The 18053-nt window shown below is 72.2% G+C and carries 17 protein-coding genes; 3 read left to right on the forward strand and 14 right to left on the reverse strand.

Annotated features, from left to right (window positions below; all coding sequences use genetic code 11):
• The first annotated feature begins 146 nt into the window (after positions 1 to 146).
• Positions 147 to 929, forward strand: coding sequence for an IclR family transcriptional regulator (locus tag ACIQGQ_RS22290; RefSeq protein WP_402398372.1), 783 nt, complete (start codon positions 147 to 149; stop codon positions 927 to 929).
• 101 nt (positions 930 to 1030) lie between these two features.
• Positions 1031 to 3313, forward strand: a complete 2283-nt coding sequence (locus ACIQGQ_RS22295) for a DEAD/DEAH box helicase (protein WP_402398373.1) — start codon at positions 1031 to 1033, stop codon at positions 3311 to 3313.
• Here ACIQGQ_RS22295 and ACIQGQ_RS22300 read toward each other — a convergent pair whose 3' ends face one another.
• Entirely contained in the window at positions 3314 to 4393 is a 1080-nt protein-coding gene (locus ACIQGQ_RS22300) for an ABC transporter permease (RefSeq protein WP_402398374.1), read from the reverse strand.
• Positions 4390 to 5400, reverse strand: a complete 1011-nt coding sequence (gene ligD, locus ACIQGQ_RS22305; RefSeq protein WP_402398530.1) for a non-homologous end-joining DNA ligase — start codon at positions 5398 to 5400, stop codon at positions 4390 to 4392. Before ligD ends, ACIQGQ_RS22300 begins: the two co-directional genes overlap by 4 nt.
• Before the next feature lie 97 nt (positions 5401 to 5497).
• Between ligD and ACIQGQ_RS22310 the strand changes: the two genes are divergently transcribed.
• Positions 5498 to 6565, forward strand: coding sequence for an ATP-dependent DNA ligase (locus ACIQGQ_RS22310; RefSeq protein WP_402398375.1), 1068 nt, complete (start codon positions 5498 to 5500; stop codon positions 6563 to 6565).
• Here ACIQGQ_RS22310 and ACIQGQ_RS22315 read toward each other — a convergent pair.
• The 12 genes from ACIQGQ_RS22315 to ACIQGQ_RS22370 form a co-directional block, all read right to left on the reverse strand.
• A complete protein-coding gene (locus ACIQGQ_RS22315; protein ID WP_402398376.1) occupies positions 6548 to 7759 on the reverse strand; it encodes a lytic murein transglycosylase in 1212 nt (403 codons plus the stop codon). The two genes, ACIQGQ_RS22310 and ACIQGQ_RS22315, sit on opposite strands and share 18 nt — an antisense overlap.
• Positions 7760 to 7790: 31 nt before the next feature.
• Complete coding sequence (locus ACIQGQ_RS22320) at positions 7791 to 8561, reverse strand: hypothetical protein (protein ID WP_402398377.1); 771 nt, start codon at positions 8559 to 8561, stop codon at positions 7791 to 7793.
• Positions 8562 to 8601: 40 nt separating this feature from the next.
• Positions 8602 to 9099, reverse strand: coding sequence for a hypothetical protein (locus ACIQGQ_RS22325; protein ID WP_366298244.1), 498 nt, complete (start codon positions 9097 to 9099; stop codon positions 8602 to 8604).
• 88 nt (positions 9100 to 9187) lie between these two features.
• The gene (locus tag ACIQGQ_RS22330; RefSeq protein ID WP_402398378.1) at positions 9188 to 9841 is read right to left on the reverse strand and encodes a hypothetical protein; all 654 of its coding nucleotides are present in this window, start codon (positions 9839 to 9841) and stop codon (positions 9188 to 9190) included.
• Positions 9842 to 9864: 23 nt separating this feature from the next.
• Entirely contained in the window at positions 9865 to 10386 is a 522-nt protein-coding gene (locus ACIQGQ_RS22335) for a hypothetical protein (protein ID WP_402398379.1), read from the reverse strand.
• The gene (locus ACIQGQ_RS22340; RefSeq protein WP_402398380.1) at positions 10383 to 11645 is read right to left on the reverse strand and encodes an MCE family protein; all 1263 of its coding nucleotides are present in this window, start codon (positions 11643 to 11645) and stop codon (positions 10383 to 10385) included. The genes ACIQGQ_RS22335 and ACIQGQ_RS22340 overlap by 4 nt, the downstream gene beginning before the upstream one ends.
• Positions 11642 to 12784 carry an MCE family protein gene (locus tag ACIQGQ_RS22345; protein ID WP_402398381.1) on the reverse strand — a complete coding sequence of 381 codons (1143 nt, stop codon included), beginning with the start codon at positions 12782 to 12784 and terminating at the stop codon, positions 11642 to 11644. Before ACIQGQ_RS22345 ends, ACIQGQ_RS22340 begins: the two co-directional genes overlap by 4 nt.
• The gene (locus tag ACIQGQ_RS22350) at positions 12781 to 13890 is read right to left on the reverse strand and encodes an MCE family protein (protein ID WP_402398382.1); all 1110 of its coding nucleotides are present in this window, start codon (positions 13888 to 13890) and stop codon (positions 12781 to 12783) included. Before ACIQGQ_RS22350 ends, ACIQGQ_RS22345 begins: the two co-directional genes overlap by 4 nt.
• A gap of 1 nt (position 13891) precedes the next feature.
• The gene (locus ACIQGQ_RS22355; protein WP_402398383.1) at positions 13892 to 14911 is read right to left on the reverse strand and encodes an MCE family protein; all 1020 of its coding nucleotides are present in this window, start codon (positions 14909 to 14911) and stop codon (positions 13892 to 13894) included.
• Positions 14908 to 15939: an MCE family protein gene (locus ACIQGQ_RS22360; protein ID WP_402398384.1), complete on the reverse strand. Its 1032-nt coding sequence runs from the start codon at positions 15937 to 15939 to the stop codon at positions 14908 to 14910. The genes ACIQGQ_RS22355 and ACIQGQ_RS22360 overlap by 4 nt, the downstream gene beginning before the upstream one ends.
• On the reverse strand, positions 15936 to 17249 hold the full coding sequence (locus ACIQGQ_RS22365) for an MCE family protein (protein ID WP_402398385.1): 1314 nt from the start codon (positions 17247 to 17249) through the stop codon (positions 15936 to 15938). The genes ACIQGQ_RS22360 and ACIQGQ_RS22365 overlap by 4 nt, the downstream gene beginning before the upstream one ends.
• On the reverse strand, positions 17249 to 18052 hold the full coding sequence (locus tag ACIQGQ_RS22370; protein ID WP_402398386.1) for an MlaE family ABC transporter permease: 804 nt from the start codon (positions 18050 to 18052) through the stop codon (positions 17249 to 17251). The genes ACIQGQ_RS22365 and ACIQGQ_RS22370 overlap by 1 nt, the downstream gene beginning before the upstream one ends.
• Between the last annotated feature and the right edge of the window lies 1 nt (position 18053).

Below are 18053 nucleotides of genomic sequence, written 5' to 3' on the forward strand. Positions count from 1 at the left end.
GCTTCCCATGATGTGGGATTCCGTATGAACGCGGTGTTTCCGCAGCTCGTTCCGTATGCCTCCGGCTCCCGTAATGTGGCACCTTCGGCCCGGTCGAGGCCCCCGGGACCCGGCCGCGGCACCCGACGAGCGGAGAGTGAACCGATATGGCCGAGGACGCGACGACGCGTGCCCCCGGCGGTGCGCAGGCCGTGCGGCGCGCCCTGGACGTCCTGCACTGCTTCCACGACAACGGTCCCGATCTCAGCGCCTCGGACCTCGCCCGCCGGCTCGGCCTCTCCGGCTCCACGGCGCACCGGCTGGCCCGTACGCTGCTCGGCGCGGGCTTCCTGGAGCAGGACGCCCGGACGTCCCGCTACCGGCTGGGCCCCGCGGTGACCGAGCTGGGCAGGCTCTCGTACCACCAGCGCGGTCTGCATCTGGCCGCTCCCGAGCTCGCCGATCTCGCCGGGCGGACCGGGGCCACCGCCGATCTGGCCCTGCGCAGCGGCCCGCACGCGGTGATCGTCGCGGGCGGTTCGGTCACCCCGGGGGCGGGGCTGCGCAGGCCGCTGCACTCCACCGCGCTCGGCAAGGTCCTGCTGGCCTGGGCCCGGCCGGGCGAGGGAGGGCCCGCCTCGCTGCCCCCGCTGCCCGCCTTCACCGACCGTACGATCGTCGAACCGGCGGCGCTGGAGGCCGAGTTGGCGCGGGTGCGGGCCGAGGGGTACGCGGTCAACGACGGCGAGTCGGCGCACGGGGTGCGGACCCTGGCGGTCCCGGTGCTGGACGCCGCCGGGCACGCCCGGTTCGCGCTGGCGCTCCGGGCCACCCCCGCGGTGATCACCGAGGAGCGCGCCGGGTGGTTCCTGGAGCGGGCCCGGTCCTGCGCGCGGGCCCTGGAGGTGCTGCTGCTCCCTCCGGCCGAGCGCCGCCCGCCCGCGCCCTGATCAGCGGGGCTGTCGGTGCCGCGTGGCACGATAGGAGCCGTCCGGGCAGGTACCGGACCGGGCGGGGACGGCAGCCGGGCTGCGCGGACAGAGGGACGTGGATGACACAGGCCGGGGTCGTGGAGGAGGGGGCGCCCACCGGGCGGGCCGCCCGGGAGCTGCTGGATCGGGCCGATGCGCTGCTGGCGTCCGCCCGCGGCGTCCTGGCCGACCACACCGGCGCCGTGGGCGCCGTGCGCGGGGTGCTGGACCCGCTGCTCGACGGCCTGGTCGGCCGGGAGCTGACCGTGATCCCGGTGTCCCGGCTGAAGGACGTCACCGAGGGCCGGCTGCGGATCGGCGCGTTCGAGCAGGCCGGTTTCACGACCGTGGGCCAGGTCCACGCCGCCGGACGGTACGAGCTCCAGCAGATCCCCGGGGTCGGTTCGCAGACCGCCGCCCAGGCGCTGGCCGCGGCCGGGCAGATCGCCCACGCGGTACGGGAGACGGTCACGGTCCGGATCTCCGTGGAGGAACCGGACGAGACGACGACCGCGCTGGTCATGGCCCTGCACCGGCTGATCGAGGCCGGGCCGGACGTCCGCCGGGCGGTCGACGCGGCGGGCCGGCTGGCCGGGCGGCTCGAACCGCTGCTGGTCACCGCGGGCCCGGCCCGGCGCCGGATGCGGATGCTGTTCACCGGCCGGCAGAACCGTTCCCGGGCGCTGGAGGCCGTCGCCGAGGTCCGGGACGTCGTCGCCGAGGCGGAGCGGCGCGAGCTGTCGCTGCTGTTCGCGCAGGTCTCGGTCGACCTGCTGCGGGCCGGAGAGTCCGACGTCGCGGCCTGGGTCGACTTCGAGCTGCGGTCCGCCGAGTACTACAGCCTGCTCGCCGAGCTGTCCGGCATCGGCCCCGACCGGGACGCGGCCGAGGGTTTCCTGCCGTCCGGAATAGCGGAGCGGGTGCGCGAACTGCAGCTGGACGACGCCCGGTTGCGGGTCTCGCTGCGCGGCTACCAGTCGTTCGGGGCCCGGTTCGCCCTGGCGCAGAAGCGGGTGATCCTCGGTGACGAGATGGGGCTCGGCAAGACGATCCAGGCCATCGCCGCGCTCGCCCATCTCTCGGCCCGCGGCGAGACGCACTTCCTGGTGGTCTGCCCGGCCAGTGTGCTGATCAACTGGGTGCGGGAGGTCCGTGCCCGCTCCACGCTGCGCACCCTTCCGGTGCACGGCCCCGAGCGGCGGGCCGCCTTCGACGCGTGGCGCGAGGGCGGCGGGGTCGCCCTCACCACGTTCGACGCGCTGCACACCCTGCCCGACGCGGCGGGGTGCGGTCTGCGCCCCGGCATGCTGGTGGTCGACGAGGCGCACTACGTCAAGAACCCCGCCACCCGCCGCGCCCAGGCCGTCTCCGGCTGGACGCAGCACACCGAACGGGTGCTGTTCCTGACCGGTACGCCCATGGAGAACCGGGTCGAGGAGTTCCGCAGCCTGGTCCGGCACCTCCAGCCGGAGCTGGCCCCCTCGATACGCATCACGCACGGCGCCGCCGGTTCGCTCGCCTTCCGCCGGGCGGTGGCCCCGGCCTATCTGCGCCGCAACCAAGTGGACGTGCTGTCCGAACTGCCCGCGCTGGTGCAGGTCGACGAGTGGGAGGAGTTCGGCCCGGAGGACCTGGAGGTCTACCACGCGGCGGTGCGGGCCGGGCATTTCATGCGGATGCGCCGGGCCGCGTACGCCCGTCCGGAGACGTCGGCGAAGCTGCACCGGCTGCGGGAGCTGGTGGCCGAGGCGTCGGAGGGCGGGCTGAAGGTGGTGGTGTTCTCGTACTTCCGCGAGGTGCTCGACACGGTCGGGAAGGCGCTGGACTCTCCGGTGTTCGGCCCGCTGTCGGGGCGGCTCGCGGCCGCCGGGCGGCAGCGGCTGATCGACGACTTCGCCGCGGTGGACGGCCACGCCGTGCTGCTCAGCCAGATCCAGGCGGGCGGGGTCGGGCTGAACATGCAGGCGGCCTCGGTGGTCATCCTCTGCGAGCCGCAGATCAAGCCGACGATGGAGCACCAGGCGGTGGCCCGCGCCCATCGGATGGGCCAGATACGGACGGTCCGGGTGCACCGGCTCCTCGCGACGGACAGCGTCGACCAGCGGATGCTCGACATCCTGGCCCGCAAGGAGCGCCTGTTCGACCTGTACGCGCGGCGCAGCGACGTCGCCGAGACGACGCCCGACGCGGTGGACGTGTCGGACGGGGTGCTGGCCCGGCGGATCGTGGAGGAGGAGCAGCAGCGTCTGGTGACCGGTGCGGCGGACACGGACGGGGAGTTCACGGCCGACACGGACGGGGCGGACGCGGCGGAGACGGACGGGGCGGGCGCGGACGGGGCGGATCCGGTGGGTCCGGCCTGATCAGCCGGCCGTGGCCGCGTGCCGGGGCATCCGGTCGCGGCCGCCGGGGTGCCGGTGGCGCCACACCCAGAACACCGTGCAGGAGACCAGCGCCCAGGCCGCGAGCACCAGGAACGGGAAGAGCCGCTGGTGCCCCTGGAAGTAGACGGCGCTGTGCTGGGCGTTGACGGAGGCGCCGGGCGGCAGCCAGCGCCCGATGTACCCGAGCGGGGAGGGCAGCAGCGGCCAGGAGACCGCCCCGCCGGACGACGGGTTTCCCAGCAGCACCATGAGGCCCCAGGTCGGGATCATCGCCCAGCGCCCCATCAGGGTGTTGAACATGGTGAAGACCATGCCGCTGGTGAACATCGTGAACGCCAGGATCAGCCAGGACTCGACGAACGGCAGGTCCACCGCGCCCAGCAGCCAGTCCACCACCGCGGCGATCACGAAACCGCCGAGCAGGGAGTACGCGACGGTGAAAACGATCCGTTCCAGCGGGAGCAGGGCGCGGGCGTGCACGCTCAGCTGGATCGCGCCGACGAAACCGACGATGACGGCGGCGAGCGAGATGTAGAAGAGGGCGAGGCCGTGCGGGTCGCCCCGCTGGAGCGGTTTGATGTCCTTCACCACCACCGGTTCGCCGATCTCCTTGGCCACCTTCACCGCGGACTGGGCCAGCAGTTCGGCGACGGTGGCCCCGGAGGCGCTCGCGACGTCCAGCGACACCCCCCGGTCGGTGGTCCGCATGATCGCGAAGACCTCCTGCTCCTCCAGCGCGTGGCGGGCCCGGTCCCGGGTCGCGAAGACATGGACGTCGAGCGAGGCGTCGAGCGCCTTGTCCATCCCGGTGACGAACTCCTGCCCCTTGCCCTTCTCGGTGCCGCTGACCACCGCGACCGGGATCGAATGCGGGGTCGGGTTGGCCATGGCGTACGTGTAGGAGCCCGCGAACAGCCCGGCGGCCGCGGCGACGATGAAGACCAGGACGGTGGCGGGGAAGTACGGCGACTTCTTGTACGCGGCCCACTTCTCCGCCCGGCCCAGCGGCCTGCCGTGCGCCCCGTGCGGGACGGTGGGCTCCAGGTCGGGGGCGCTCATCCCTCGGCGTCCTCGTCGTGCCGGGCCCGGCTCGGCTGGACGCGTTTGGGTTCGCCCGGCATCTTCGGGTACTCCGGCGGATAGGGCAGGTCGCCCAGGCCGCGCTCGTGCGCGTCGCGGTCCGCCAGCTCCAGCAGCGCGTCCAGCCGGAAGGCGTGCTCGTCCATGTCGGCGTGGACGTCGCCCACGTCCGCGTAGCGCCCGGGCATGGTCCGGATGTCGAAGTCGTGCGGTTCGGCGTCGTCGATCTCCTCCCAGCGCAGCGGGGCGGAGACCGGGGCGTGGGGGCGGGGGCGTACCGAGTAGGCGGAGGCGATGGTGCGGTCACGGGCCGTCTGGTTGAAGTCGACGAAGATCCGCTCGCCGCGCTCCTCCTTCCACCAGGCCGTGGTCACCCGGTCCGGCATCCGCCGTTCCAGTTCCCGTCCGGCGGCGATGGTGGCCCGTCTGACCTCGGTGAACGTCCATTTCGGGGCGATCGGCACGAAGACGTGCAGGCCCCGGCCGCCGGAGGTCTTGGGCCAGCCGCGCAGCCCGTGGTCGTCCAGGACGGACCGCAGTTCGTGGGCGGCGCGCACCGCGTCGGCGTAGTCGGTGCCGGGCTGCGGGTCGAGGTCGATGCGGAGTTCGTCGGGGTGGTCGGTGTCGGCGGAGCGGACCGGCCAGGGGTGGAAGGTGAGGGTGCCGAGGTTGGCCGCCCAGAGGACGGCGGCCGGTCCGGTGGGGCAGACCTCGTCGGCGGTGCGGCCGCTGGGGAAGGCGATGTGTGCGGTGGGAATCCAGTCGGGCAGGTTCTTCGGGGCGCGTTTCTGGTAGAAGAACTCGCCCTCGATCCCGTCCACAAAGCGCTGGAGGGTGGTGGGGCGGTCGCGCAGGGCGCGGGTGATGCCGGGGGCGACGGCGAGGAAGTACTCGGCCACGTCCCTCTTGGTGTAGCCCTTCTCCGGGAAGTAGATCTTGTCCGGGCTGGAGAGCCGCACGGTCCGCCCGTCGACGTCGAGTTCCACTGCCTTCACCGCTGCACCCATGACGGTCACGGTAGGCCGGGCTCACCTATGCCGCATATCGGGCGACATGGGGCGGGCCGTACCGGAGAATCGGGCCATGGACCTGCCGGTGATGCCGCCCGTGAAGCCGATGCTCGCCAAGTCCGTGGCCACGATCCCGCCCGGTATGCAGTACGAGGCCAAGTGGGACGGATTCCGGGCGATCGTGCACCGGGACGGCGACGAGGTCGTGATCGGCAGCCGCACCGGCAAGCCGCTGACCCGCTACTTCCCCGAGCTGGTCACCGCCGTACGGGACAACCTGCCCCCGCGCTGCGTGATCGACGGCGAGATCGTGGTCGCCCACGACGGGCGGCTGGACTTCGACCGGCTCGGCGAACGCATCCACCCGGCGGCGTCCCGGGTACGGCTGCTCGCCGAACGGACCCCGGCGAGCCTGATCGCCTTCGACGTGCTGGCGGTGGGGGACGAGTCGCTGCTCGCCACCCCGCAGTCCGACCGGCGCGCCGTGCTGGTGGCGGCGCTGTCCGGGGCCGCTCCCCCGGTCCATCTGGCCCCGGCCACCACCGACCGGGACCTCGCCCGCGAGTGGTTCGAACGGTACGAGGGCGCCGGGCTCGACGGCGTGGTGGCCAAACCGCTCGATCTGCCGTACCGCCCGGACACCCGGGTGATGTACAAGATCAAGCACGAGCGCACCGCCGACTGCGTGGTGGCCGGGTACCGGCTCCACAGGAGCGGCCCGGTCGTCGGATCGCTCCTGCTCGGGCTGTACGACTCCGGGGGCGTCCTCCAGCACGTGGGGGTCTGCTCGGCGTTCCCGATGAAGCGGCGCGCGGAGCTGGTCGCCGAACTGGAGCCGCTGCGCACCGGCTTCGACGGCCATCCGTGGGCGGCCTGGGAGGACGCCGGGGCGCACGAGCGGGCCCGGCTGCCGGGGGCGCCGAGCCGCTGGTCGGGGAAGAAGGACCGGTCGTGGGTGCCACTGCGCCCGGAGCGGGTCTGCGAGGTGGCGTACGAGCACATGGAGGGCGACCGGTTCCGGCACACCGCCCGGTTCCGCCGGTGGCGGCCGGACCGCACCCCCGCCGGCTGCACCTACGCGCAGCTGGAGGAGGTGGTGCGGTACGACCTGGCCGAGGTGCTGTCAGCCGGTGGCGGTTGAACCGGTGGACGCCGGGTCGGTCGGGGTGGCGCACGGGTCGTCGCTCGCCGTCGGGTCCGGCTCGGGCGTGGTCGTGTCGCCGGGGTCCGGGCTCGCCGGGTCCGTCGGGCAGGTGGGGGTGGGCTCCGGGGTGCCGGGGTCGGGGCTCTCGCCGGGGTCCGGGGTCGCCGAGCCGCTGTCGGTGGGGTCGGGCGAGCCGCTGCCCGGGTCGGTGGGGTCCGGGGAGCCGGGGGCGGACGGGGAGGTGGTCGGCGATCCGGAGGGCTTCGGGGAGGCCGAACCGGAGGGTGAGCCGGAGGGCTGCGGGCCGACGATGATGCCGCCGTCCGGGGCGCCGGGGCCGCCGACCGGGTGCTTCGGCTTGTTCGGTCCGCCCGCGCCGGGGCTCTTGGGGACGACGCCCTTGCCGTCGGCCACCGGGTGGATGCCCTTGCGGTAGAACTCCAGCCAGGACAGCACGGTGCGCAGATAGGTGTCCGAGTGGTTGTAGCTGAGGACCGCCCGGTCCAGGTCCGCCTTGACCGACAGATCGCGCGCCCCGGCGCAGAGGTAGGACCCGGCGGCGAGCGCGGCGTCGAAGACGTTGTTCGGGTCGCGGCGGCCGTCGCCGTTGCCGTCCTTGCCCCAGTGGGCCCAGGTGGAGGGGATGAACTGCATCGGGCCGACCGCCCGGTCGTAGCTGCGGTCGCCGTCGTACCGGCCGTTGTCGGTGTCGGTGATGCTGGCGAAGCCGTCACCGTTGAGGACCGGGCCGAGGATCGGGGTGAGGGTGGTGCCCCGCGCGTCCACCCGTCCGCCGCCCGCGTGGCCGGACTCGACCTTCCCGATCGCCGCGAGCAGCTGCCACGGAAGACGGCAGCTGGGGGCGGTCCGCGCGAGGGCGCTCTCCGCCTTGCGGTAGGCGGCGAGCACGGTGGCGGGGATGCCCGCCTCGGCCCAGGCGCGGACGGCGACCGGGCTCTGCTTCGCCCCGGGCCTGGGCGGCTTCGGCGAGGCCAGCGGCGGGAGTTCGGTGTGGTACGAGTCGTCGTTGGGCACCTGCGTCCAGGTGACCTCGTCCGCCTCCCGGGTCTTGTCCGGCTTCATCCGCTGGCTCGCGAGTCCCGGTGCCTGGGACGCGGTGAGCGCGGCCACCGCGACGACTGCGACGGCCGTGCCGCCGAGTCCGCGGCGCATCGTGCCGTTGATCCTCATGCGTGCCCCTCTCTTCCCCCGGGTCGCCGGGTCAGCGGGTGAACGTGTCGATGGAGGAGATCCGCCAGGTGCCGCCCCGGCGGACCGCGTCCACGGCGAACATGGCGGCGGCGTAGGTGGTCTCGTCGGACGCGCCGGTACGGGTGTTGCTCTGGTCGGCGAAGATCAGCAGCCGGGCCCGGTCGCCGTCGAGCAGCTCCACCCCGCTGTCGGTGACGGTCGTGGTCAGCACCAGCTTCTGCTTCTGCCCCTGCGCCCGGACCTGGGCCAGCATGTCCTTGTGCTGCTGCACCGCCTTGCCGACCAGATGCCCGGCGGCCGCCTCCTCGGAGCGCTCCGGCGCGGCGTAGTTGTACGAGAACACCGCGCCGACGGCGTCGGAGATCTGGCCCTTCACCTCGCTGGTGCGGGCGATGTCGGTGAGGGCGGTGTTCTGCCGGGACGGGTCGTCGCGCAGGTCGGCGGCCGAGCCGAACGCCCAGGCGGCGAAGGCTCCGAGCAGCACGGTCAGGGCGCAGAGGACGACGGGCAGCCGGTCCCGCAGGCCGGTGGTCCGCGGCGTCTTCGCCGGCCGTTCGTCGGTGGCCCCGGCGTCCTTGCCCTCGGAGCCCTCAAGTTCCTCGGAGTCCTCGGTTTCGCCGGAGCCCTCGGAGTCGGCGGATCCGCCGGCGGGGGCGTCCTTCACCGCGGGCGCGGCGTCCGGCTCCCCGGGGGAGGCCGCACGTTCCGGGGCGGCGGTGCGCTCCGCCGCGACGGTGGCCAGCCGGCGCCGGCGGTTGACTAGGTGACGGGTCGTCGACATGTCCGGGATCCTCTCGGTGACGGGGTGGGGTTCGGTGGCGTCAGCCGGCGGTGTTGCCGACGGGCGCCTGGCCGAGGGCGCTGAGCTTCCACCCCTCGGAGGTCCGGGTGAGCTTGCCGAGCATCCGGCTCTCCTTCACCGCGGGCTTGCCCTTCGGCGCGGTCACGGTGACCCGCAGGGCCACCATCACCCCGGCCTTGCCCGCCCGGTCGTCGAGTTCGGTCACCGCCCCGGAGAGGATCTGGGCCGTGCTGACCGTCTTCGCCTCCTGGATCTGCTTGATGAACGCGGACCGCCCGTCGACGAGTTGCTGGTGCAGGTCGCCGGTGGTCGAGTCCTCCCAGCTGTCGAGGCCCTTCTCCAGCTTCCGGTGGTCGAGGGTGTTCATGTTCTGCACGGCCTGCTCCCCCGCCGCCAGCGCCGCGTCGCGGGCCTGCGCGTAGGCGGCCGAATCGTCGTGCGCGGCGCCGTACCAGGACACCCCGCCCCAGGCCGCCGCGCCGGTCGCCGCGACCGTCAGGACGACCGCCGCCACCATCAGCGGGTTCCTCGTCTTCCGTACCCGTGCCATGTGCTGTCTCTCTTCTGCTCTGCCGGCCGTTGCGTACCGAGTCGCGCGGACGCTGCTATCTGGCGGTGATCTCGACCACGGTCCAGCGCCCGTCGCGCAGTTGCGCGGTGACGGAGAGCTGGGCGGCCGCCGTGGTGGCGGGCTTTCCCTCGCGCTCGTAGACCTGGTCGAGGAAGACCAGCAGGTGGGCGCTGTCGTCCGTCAGCCGGGTGACCCCGGCGCGTACGACGTGGGTGGTGAGGGTCAGCTTCTGGTCGGCGGCCTGCTTCTCGACCTGGCCGAACAGGGCCGCGTACTGCTGGAGCGCCTTGCCCGCCAGCAGTTGCTTCGCCGACTCCTTGGTGACGCCGGTGGCCTGCGGGCTGTACGAGAAGACCTTGCCGAGCGCGTTGCTGACATCGCCCGCCACCCGGGTGGTCGCCTCGCCGTCGGTCAGCGCGTGGTTCGCGGTGGCGGGGGTGTCGCGCAGGGCACGGCCCTGGGCGAACAGCACCCCGCCGGCCACCAGCAGCACGACGGAGAGGACCGCCGCCACGACGCGCGGCCACCGCCGGGCGGGGGCCGCCGCCTCCGCCGGCCCGGGCGCGGCCCCGGTCTCCTCGGTGCCCGGTTCCGCCGCGGCCTCCTCGGCGCCCCGGTCCGCCCCGGTCGTCTCCGCGCTCTCGTCCGTCCCGGTCTCCCGGGCCTCCGCGTCGGTGTCGGTGCTCACGACCGCCGTCCCTCCCCGCTCGTTCATGCGCCGCCCCCGACCGGGATCGCCGTGAGGGCCTTGATCTTCCAGCCGTCCGGGGTCCGGGCCAGCGTGGCCTCGAAGCGCTTGCGCTCGGTGCCCGGCTGCCCGGTGCGCGGGGTGACCTCGACGTCGACGGTCGCGATCATCTCGGCGGTTCCGGCCCGCTCGTCGAGCGCGGTGAGCGCGGCGTCGGTGACCTTTCCGCGAGCGGTGGCACCGGCCTTGGCCAGCTCCTCGGCGTCCTCGCTCCGGGTGCGCCCGAGCCGGTCGTGGAGCGGACCGGTCGCGGAGTCGAGCCAGGCGCCGAGACCGGCGTCCACGCTCCGGGCGTCCTTGGCGTCGAGGCTGTTGAGCAGGGCGAGACGGTGCTTGCCGTCGGCCAGCGCGGCATCCCGGCTCTTCGCGTACGCCAGGTTCTCGTCACCCCGCGCCCCGAGGTACGACCAGCCGCCCAGCGCGCAGACCGCCGCGGCGACCAGCAGCACCACCCAGCCGGTCAGGCTCTTCCCGCGGGAGGTCATCGGCCGTCCTCCTGACCGAGGCCCAGAAGCCCGGCCATGGCGTCGCCGCCGCGCGGGGCCCGGCCGGTGACGCCGAGCGCGCCGGGGAGCCGGCCCGCCTCGCCGTCGCCCAGCAGCATCGAGCCGGGCTTGGCGGGCGCGGGGACGGCGCCGCCCTTCGGGGCGTTGGCGCTGCCGCGCACGTTGATGCCGGTGCCGGGCGAGGAGGTGCAGCGGGCCTTGGTGTTGACGGGCGGTCCGGCGGTGGTGTCCAGGCCGGCCCGGTAGGTCGTGCCGCCGTATCCGGCGGTGCACGGCAGGGGTTCGAAGAAGGTGACGGACATCCCGAACCGGGCGCCGTTCTCGTCGATCGCGCTGGACCCGGCCGCGGCCACCGCGGGCAGCTTGACCAGGAGTTCCTCCAGGCCGCGCTGGCGGGTGACGGCCACCTCGGAGGTGGTGAGGAGGTTGGCGACGACGACGCCGAAGGCCGGGTCGACGTCCCGCAGCAGTCCGCTGATCTGCCCGGTGGCGTCGGGGGCGGCCGCGATCAGCCTGCGGAGGTCCGTGTCGGAGCTCTTGAGCTGGGCGGCGAGTTCCTCGGCGCCGGAGGCGAAGCCCTTGAGCGCCTCGCCCTGTTCGGCCTGGGTCCGCAGCACGGTCCGGCCGTCGGCCATCAGCTTGGTGGTGGTGGGCAGTGCCTTGTCCGCCGCCTGGACGAAGTCGCTGCTGGTGTCGAGCAGCACCTGGAGGTCGTCGCCGCGCCCCTCGAACGCGGTGCCGAACTCGTCGACGACGGTGCGCAGGGATTCCAGGTTCACCGAGCTCGCCAGGTCGTTGACGCTGGTCAGGACGTTGGTGACGGGGGCGGGCACGGTGGTGTCGGCCTGGTCGATGACGGAACCGTCCGCCAGGTACGGGCCGCCGCCGCGGGTGGGCCGCAGGTCGACGTACTGCTCGCCGACGGCGGAGAGGCTGGCGACCACGGCCTTCAGCCCGTCCGGGATCCTCGGCGCGTCCTTCTCGATGCGCAGTTCGGCCTCGACGCCGTCGTCGGTCAGCTCGATGGGGCCGACCCGGCCCACCGAGACGCCCCGGTAGGTCACGTTGGAGTGGGTGTACAGCCCGCCGGTGCGCGGCAGTTGGACCTTGACGGTGTAGTAGCTGCGCAGGCCGACGTAGTGGCCGAGGTCGGCGTACCGCACCCCGAGGAAGCCGAGCACGAGCACGGCGATGACCAGGAACGAGATGTTCTTGAGCCGGATGGCCAGAGTGATCATCGACTGCTCCCGTCGGTGCCCGCCGTCGGGATCGCGGGGAGCGGCAGGGGCAGGGAGCGCGTGCCGGCTGCCCCGCTCTTCGGTGCCTCTGCCGGGATCAGCGACGGGACGATCTGCGTGCCGGGCATGGCCGTCACATCCAGGTAGACGTTGAGGTAGTCGCCCTTCACTCCGCGCAGCACCTCGTCCGTGAACGGGTAGGTGAGCAGCACCTGGAGGGAGTCGGGCAGGTCGCGGCCGGAGTCGGCGAGCGCCTTGAGGGTGGGCGCGAGGGCCTTGAGGTCGGCGATCATGTCGGCCTTGCTCTTGTCGATCGTGTCGACGGCGACGCCGGAGAGGGTGTCGAGCGACCGGAGCATGGTGAGGAGCGAACCGCGCTGCTTCTCCAGCACCTTGAGGCCGGGGCTGAGTCCGGTGAGGACGGTGCCGACGTCCTGCTTGCGGGTGGCGAGGGTGGCGGAGAGCCGGTTCACCCCGTCGAGGGCGTCGGTGATGTCCTTCTTGTGGTCGTCCAGGTCGGTCACGAGGGTGTCGACCCGGCGGAGCACGGACCGGACCTCGGGTTCGCGGCCCGAGAGCGCCTTGTTGAGTTCGGTGGTGATGGTCTTGAGCTGGTTGACGCCGCCGCCGTTGAGGAGCATCGACAGGGCGCCGAAGACCTCTTCGACCTCGGGGTTGCGGTTGGTGCGTGCCAGCGGGATGCGGTCCCCGTCGGCGAGGTGGGCCGGTGCGGCGCCTTTGGCGGGGGCGGAGAGCTGGACGTACTTCTCGCCGAGGAGGCTGGACTGCTCCAGGTGGGCGTAGGCGTTCGCGGGCAGTTCGACCTTGCCGTTGACCCGCATGGTGACCTTGGCGTTCCAGCTGTCCGAGGACAGCGAGATCCCGGTGACCCGGCCGACGGCGACGTCGTTGACCTTCACCGAGGCCTGCGGGGCGAGGCTGAGCACGTCCGCGAACTCGGCGGTGATCTCGTACGGGTGGTCGCCGAGGTCGGCACCGCCGGGCAGCGGGAGCTGGTCGATGCCGGTGAACGTGGGCAGGCCGGAGTTGGTGACGACGAGGGCGAGGCCGACGCCCACCGCCAGGAGGGCGGCGACCCCGGTGGTACGGGCTCCGGGTCTGCGCAGCGCTGGGCTCATCGGTTCGCCCCCTTCTTCTGCGTGGCGGTCTTCGCCGGGGTGCCGTAGACGGTGCCGACGGCGGGCAGGGGCAGACTGGGCAGCGCCTTCTGGCGTGCGGTGTCCACCGGTGCGAGGCCGGCGAGCCCGGGGCTCTCGGTGAGCGGTCCGCCCATGGACAGCTCGTTGAGGTTGGTGCGGCCGTTGAGGGTGCGGTTGGCCGGGTCGTAGGCGTTGAGGACGTTGCCCGCGGCGAGCGGCAGGGTGTCCATCGCCTCGGCGAGCGAGGCCCGCTGGTCGACCAGGCTCTGGGTGATCGGCACCAGGGCCTCGACGTTCTTCTTGAGCGCGCCGCGGTTCTTCTGGATGAACCCCTTGACCTGGGCGAGCGCGGTGCCCAGTTCCTTCAGTGCGGCTCCGAGGTTCTCCTTGTCGTCGGCGAGGAAGCCGGTGACGGAGTTGAGCTGCTGTTCGGCGGCGCGGACGTTGCCGTCGTTCTTCTTCAGCATGGTGGTGAAGGACTGGAGGGAGGACAGGGTGTCGAAGAGGTTGCCGCTGCTCTTGTCGAGGGTCTTGGTGGCCTTGCCGAACTGCTCGATGGAGTCGCCGATGGCCGCGCCGTTGCCGTCGAGGTTCTTGGCCCCGGTGTCGAGCAGGTCGGTGAGCGCCCCGTCGGCGTTGGCGCCCTCCGGGCCGAGGGCCTTGGAGAGCTCGGTGATGGAGTCGTACAGCTGGTCCACCTCGACGGGGGTGGCGTTGCCGGCGGCGGGCAGTACGGCGTCGTCCGCCAGCTCCGGGCCGCCGTCGTACGCGGGGGCGAGCTGGACGTAGCGGTCGGCGACCAGGCTGGGCGCGACGACGACGGCGTGCGCGTCCTTGGGGATCTTGACGCCCTTGTCGAGGCGGAGGGTGACCCTGACCTCCTTGCCGCGGGGGGTGACCGACTCGACCGTGCCGACCCGCACGCCGAGGACGCGCAGGTCGGACCCGGCGTAGACACCGGTGGCCTGGTCGAAGTAGGCGGTGATGGTCGTTCCCTCGTCGTCCATGGCCAGGACCCCGGTGGTGGCGGCCACGGCCACCACGGCGAGTCCGGCGCCGATGCCGACGATGCGCTTCATTCTCATGTCAGCGGCCGCCTTGCTGCTTGGGTGGCTTGCACTCGGCCCCGGCGGGTGTGCCCGCGGGCACGTACTCCTTCGGGACGACTCCGCAGACGTAGTTGTCGAACCAGCGGCCGCTGCCGAGGGTGTTGCCGACGAGCCGGCTGTACGAGCCGGCCATCGAGAGCACCTTGTCGAGGCTCTTGCGGTTCTTGACCAGTACGGCGGTGACCCGGCCGAGCGAGTCCAGGGTCGGCTTCAGCTGCTTGTCGTTGTCCCGGACCAGTCCGGTGAGCTGGGTGCCGAGGTTCCGGGTGCCGGTGAGCAGTTGGTGGATGGAGTCGCGGCGGGCCTGGATCTCGCCGAGGAGCAGGTTGCCGTCCTCCAGCAGGGTCTCGAAGCTGCTCTTCTTGTCGGCGAGCGTCTTGGTGAGCTGCTTGCTGCCCTTGAGGAGGGTGGCGAGCTGGGCGTCGCGCTCGGAGACCGTCTTCGAGAGGGCGGAGAGCCCTTCGGCGGCGCTCTTCACGTCCGGCGGGGAGTCCTTGAAGGTGGCGGAGATCGTCTCGAAGCTCTTGGCGAGCTGCGCGGTGTCGATCTCGCCGATGGTCTCGCCGAGCCCGTTGAACGCCTGGGTCACGTCGTACGGGGAGGTGGTGCGGCTGGCCCGGATGCGTTCGTGCGGGTCCTGCGCGGCGTCGCCCAGCGGGTCGACGGCGAGGTACTTCTCGCCGAGCAGGGTCTTGATGGCGATGCCGACGGTGGAGGAGTTGCCGATCCAGACGTCCTTGACCCTGAAGCTGACCTTCACCTTGGGGCCGTCCAGCGCGACACCGGTGACCTCGCCGACCTTCACCCCGGCGACCCGTACCTCGTCGCCCTCGGAGAGTCCGGCCGATTCGGTGAAGTCGGCGCTGTAGGTGGTGCCGCCGCCGATGAACGGCAGCGAGTCGACGCGGTAGGCGCCCAGGCCGATGAGGGCGAGGACGACCAGTCCCACGACGGCGACGGCCACGGGGTTGCGTTCCCGTACGGGCTTGATCCTCATCCCTGGCACCTCGGCTTCCTGACCTCGATGCCGGTGGGCGGGGTGCTGCCGTCCTCGGTGGTCACTCCGCTCACCCGGGCCTCGCAGAGATAGAGGTTGAGCCAGGAGCCGTACGAGGTGAGCCGGGTGATCGCGTTCATCTTCGCCGGGGTCTTGGCCAGGAAGTTCTCGATCTGCGGCGTGCCCTTCTCCAGCTGGCCGGAGAGCCGTCCGAGCTGCTTGATGTCCTGTTTGAGGGGGGCGCGTCCGTCGTCGAGCAGGTCCGCGGTGACGGTGGTGAGCGCGCCCATCGCGGTGACGGCCCGGCCGAGCGGCTTGCGGTCGCCGGCGAAGCCGGTGACGAGCTGCTGGAGCGTGTCGACGAGGTCGTCGAAGCCCGCCTCACGGTCGTTGACGGTCTTCAGGACCGTGTTGAGGTTCTTGATCACCTCGCCGATCACCTTGTCCTTCGCGGCGACCGTTCCGGTCAGCGAACCGACGTGCTGGAGGATGCTGTCGACGGTTCCGCCCTCGCCCTGGAGCACCTGGACGATGGAGCCCGCCAGCTGGTTCACGTCGGGCGGGGAGAGACCTTCGAACAGGGGCTGGAAGCCGTTGAAGAGCTGGGTCAGGTCGAGCGCGGGGGTGGTACGGGAGACCGGGATGGTCGCCCCGGCGGCGAAGCTCCGGCCGACCGGCCCGGCCCCCTGGTCGAGGTCGATGTACCGCTGGCCGACCATGTTGAGGTACTTGATCGAGGCGGTCACCGAGGCGGGGAGCCTGCGCCCCTTGCGTACGGCGAAGGCGACCTCGGCCAGCCGCTTGTCGGCGACCTCGATGGACTCGACCTGTCCGACCTTGACGCCGGCGATCCGGATGCTGTCGCCGACGACCAGTCCGGTGACGTCGGTGAACCGGGCCCGGTAGGTGGTGGTGTCGCCGACGCTGGTGTTGGCGATGGACAGGGCCAGCACGCTGGTGGCCACCACGGTCACCAGGACGAAGACGATCGACTTGGTGAGGGGACCGGCGAGAGAGCGGCGCTTCACTTGAGCTTCACCTCCGCACCGCGGAAGGCCGGACCGATGAGCACGCTGCTCCAGTCGGGCAGGGTCTGCGGCTGGACTTTCAGTGAGGGAGCGACCAGCTCGTTGACGAGCCGGCTCTCCTGCGGGGAGTTGGGCATGCCGAGTTCCGGCTTCGCGGCCGAGGGAGCGGTGCCGCCCGGCCGGCCGGCGTCCCCGGTGCCGGGCGCGGTGACCGGGCTCGCGGTACGGGCGTCGGCCGTCGGCGCGGCCTTGCCCATGTAGGGCACGGAATAGCAGTGCGGTCCGCCGGTGGCGTTGTAGACCGGGGTGTCCCGGCCGGGCACGTACTTGCCCTTCGACTTCACCGGTTTGACGGTGACGTGGAGTCCGGGCCGGTCGGTGCCCTTGCCGAGCGCCTTGTCCATGGCCGGGACGAATCCGGCCAGGGTCCGCAGGGTGCAGGGGAACGAGGACGAGTACCGGGCGAGCGTCTCCAGCGTCGGCCTGCCGGTGGCGGAGAGCCGGATGAGGTTGTCCTTGTTCTCCTGGAGGAAGGAGGTCAGGTCGCGGGCTGAGGCGGTGGTGGAGCCGTAGACCCCGGCGAGCTCCGCTTCCTTCTCGGCGAGGGTGCCGCTGGTGGTGGTGAAGTCGGTGAGCGCGTCGAGGATGTCGGGGGCGGCGTCCCCGTACACCTTGGACACCTTGACGAGTTCCTTGATGTCGTCGTTGAGCGTGGGCAGTTGGGGGTTGAACTTGGCCAGGTGGGCGTCGAGCGTGGCGAGGGTGTCGCCGAGCTTCTCGCCGCGTCCCTGGAGCGCCTGGGAGACGGCGCCGAGGGTGGCGGCGAGCTTCTCCGGTTTGACGGCGGTCAGCAGCGGCAGCACGTTGTCGAGCACTTCCTCCAGCTCGATCGCGTTGCTGGACCGGTCCTGCGGGATGACCGCCCCGGACCGCAGCGGCTCGGTGGACGGTGCGGCCGGCGGGACGAGGGCGACGAACCGCTCCCCGAAGAGGGTGGTGGGCAGCATCTGGGCGGTCACGTCGGACGGGATCCGGCCGAGCTTGCCGGGGTCGATGGCGAGGGTGAGCCGGGCCCCGTCCCCGTCGGCCGCGATGTGGCGGACCTGCCCGACGACGACGCCGCGCAGTTTCACGTCGGCGTTGTCGTGCATCTCGTTGCCGACGCTGGAGGTGCGTACGGTCACGGTCGCGTCGTCGGTGAAGTCCTTCCGGTACACCGAGACCGAGACCCAGACGAGTACGGCGGGCACGAGGAGGAAGGCGACTCCGGCGAGTCTGCGGCGCACGGTCTGCGTGCTGTGGGAGATCATCAGCCGGCCACCTTCACCGTCGTGGTCGCGCCCCAGATCGCGAGCGAGAGGAAGAAGTCGGTGACGCTGATCAGCACGATGGCGTTGCGGACCGACCGCCCCACCGCGACGCCCACCCCGGCGGGTCCGCCGGTGGCGTGGAAGCCGTAGTAGCAGTGGGCGAGGATCACCATCACGCTGAAGATCAGCACCTTGAGCACCGACAGCAGCACGTCGTCCGGGGAGAGGAAGAGATTGAAGTAGTGGTCGTACGTGCCCGCGGACTGCCCGTTGAACAGGACGGTGACCAGGCGGGAGGCGAGGTACGAGGAGAGCAGTCCGACCGCGTACAGCGGGATGATCGCGACGACCCCGGCGATGATCCGGGTGGAGACGAGGTACGGCATGGACCGGATCCCCATCGCCTCCAGGGCGTCGACCTCCTCGTTGATCCGCATCGCGCCCAGCTGGGCGGTGAAGCCGGCGCCGACGGTCGCGGAGAGCGCGAGTCCCGCGACCAGCGGGGCGATCTCGCGGGTGTTGAAGTAGGCGGAGATGAAGCCGGTGAAGGCGGAGGTGCCGATCTGGTTGAGGGCGGCGTATCCCTGGAGGCCGACGACGGTCCCGGTGAACAGGGTCATCGCGACCATCACACCGATGGTGCCGCCGATGACACCGAGACCGCCGCTGCCGAAGGCCACTTCGGCCAGCAGCCGCTGGACCTCGCGCAGATAGCGGCGCAGGGTCCGGGGGATCCAGATCAGCGCGCGTACGTAGAACGTGAGTTGTTCGCCGGATCGGTCGAGCCAGCTGAGCATCGACATC

Origin of the sequence: Streptomyces sp. NPDC092952 (assembly GCF_044754785.1) — a bacterium.
GTDB lineage: Bacteria > Actinomycetota > Actinomycetes > Streptomycetales > Streptomycetaceae > Streptomyces.

What these genes read in the sequence shown, in the direction of transcription:
- ACIQGQ_RS22340 (WP_402398380.1), bottom strand. Translation starts at nt 11,645, where the DNA reads ATGATCACTCTGGCCATCCGGCTCAAGAACATCTCGTTCCTGGTCATC.
- ACIQGQ_RS22320 (WP_402398377.1), bottom strand. Translation starts at nt 8,561, where the DNA reads ATGTCGACGACCCGTCACCTAGTCAACCGCCGGCGCCGGCTGGCCACC.
- ACIQGQ_RS22355 (WP_402398383.1), bottom strand. Translation starts at nt 14,911, where the DNA reads ATGAGGATCAAGCCCGTACGGGAACGCAACCCCGTGGCCGTCGCCGTC.
- ACIQGQ_RS22310 (WP_402398375.1), top strand. Translation starts at nt 5,498, where the DNA reads ATGGACCTGCCGGTGATGCCGCCCGTGAAGCCGATGCTCGCCAAGTCC.
- ACIQGQ_RS22370 (WP_402398386.1), bottom strand. Translation starts at nt 18,052, where the DNA reads ATGTCGATGCTCAGCTGGCTCGACCGATCCGGCGAACAACTCACGTTC.
- ACIQGQ_RS22290 (WP_402398372.1), top strand. Translation starts at nt 147, where the DNA reads ATGGCCGAGGACGCGACGACGCGTGCCCCCGGCGGTGCGCAGGCCGTG.
- ACIQGQ_RS22345 (WP_402398381.1), bottom strand. Translation starts at nt 12,784, where the DNA reads ATGAGCCCAGCGCTGCGCAGACCCGGAGCCCGTACCACCGGGGTCGCC.
- ACIQGQ_RS22335 (WP_402398379.1), bottom strand. Translation starts at nt 10,386, where the DNA reads ATGACCTCCCGCGGGAAGAGCCTGACCGGCTGGGTGGTGCTGCTGGTC.
- ACIQGQ_RS22295 (WP_402398373.1), top strand. Translation starts at nt 1,031, where the DNA reads ATGACACAGGCCGGGGTCGTGGAGGAGGGGGCGCCCACCGGGCGGGCC.
- ACIQGQ_RS22300 (WP_402398374.1), bottom strand. Translation starts at nt 4,393, where the DNA reads ATGAGCGCCCCCGACCTGGAGCCCACCGTCCCGCACGGGGCGCACGGC.
- ACIQGQ_RS22315 (WP_402398376.1), bottom strand. Translation starts at nt 7,759, where the DNA reads ATGAGGATCAACGGCACGATGCGCCGCGGACTCGGCGGCACGGCCGTC.
- ACIQGQ_RS22365 (WP_402398385.1), bottom strand. Translation starts at nt 17,249, where the DNA reads ATGATCTCCCACAGCACGCAGACCGTGCGCCGCAGACTCGCCGGAGTC.
- ACIQGQ_RS22325 (WP_366298244.1), bottom strand. Translation starts at nt 9,099, where the DNA reads ATGGTGGCGGCGGTCGTCCTGACGGTCGCGGCGACCGGCGCGGCGGCC.
- ACIQGQ_RS22350 (WP_402398382.1), bottom strand. Translation starts at nt 13,890, where the DNA reads ATGAGAATGAAGCGCATCGTCGGCATCGGCGCCGGACTCGCCGTGGTG.